This is a genomic window from Ruegeria sp. AA3, assembly GCF_056542905.1.
On the sequence record NZ_JBQGAQ010000047.1, the window covers coordinates 1 to 557 of the forward strand.

Annotated in this window: 1 protein-coding gene; it reads right to left on the reverse strand. The window is 55.1% G+C overall.

Annotated elements, in window-relative coordinates; translation table 11 throughout:
• Nucleotides 1-24 precede the first annotated feature (24 nt).
• A partial coding sequence (locus ACR0JR_RS22395) for a DUF1194 domain-containing protein (protein ID WP_480458221.1) occupies nucleotides 25-557 on the reverse strand: 533 nt, incomplete at its 5' end.

Consider the following 557-nt stretch of genomic DNA (forward strand, 5'->3'; position numbering starts at 1 on the left):
AAAAGCAATGTGATCACGAATCTATTATTGGAGCGGCGTCAGCCCTGCAGTCTGCTGTGTCACCTCGCGTAAAAGCTTCTTGCGAATACGTTCGGGATAATCCGCGAAGCCTGCTGCAGAGACGACAAAGGCCCCCTCGCCAACGATGACGTTCTCGAAGAAATAGGCTGTCAGATCGGGTTCACTTTCTTCAATCGCGATCGCGTTCACGGTGATGCCGCGATCCCGCAGTTTGGCGTGGATGGTCGACGGCTCGATTCCTTCATTCGAAATTCCGTCGCCCGAAAGATCAATAAGATGCCTTTCGCATTCGGGCACGTCGTCAAAGCTGGCAACCGTCATATCGAGCGCCTCACCTATCGCAGTTGAGAAGTTACGCCAGACACGAGGATCAGCTGCGACCTGATCAGCAAAACTGTCCAGGGTGTTAAAACTATCGATCCGGGTCCAGGGGATCGTGATCCTCTGGCGAGAACTACCTGTCCATTGCACAAGCATCAGCCGAGCCTGTCCGCGCACCAAGGCCTCGGATACGATGGGGTCCCGCAGACCTGCGG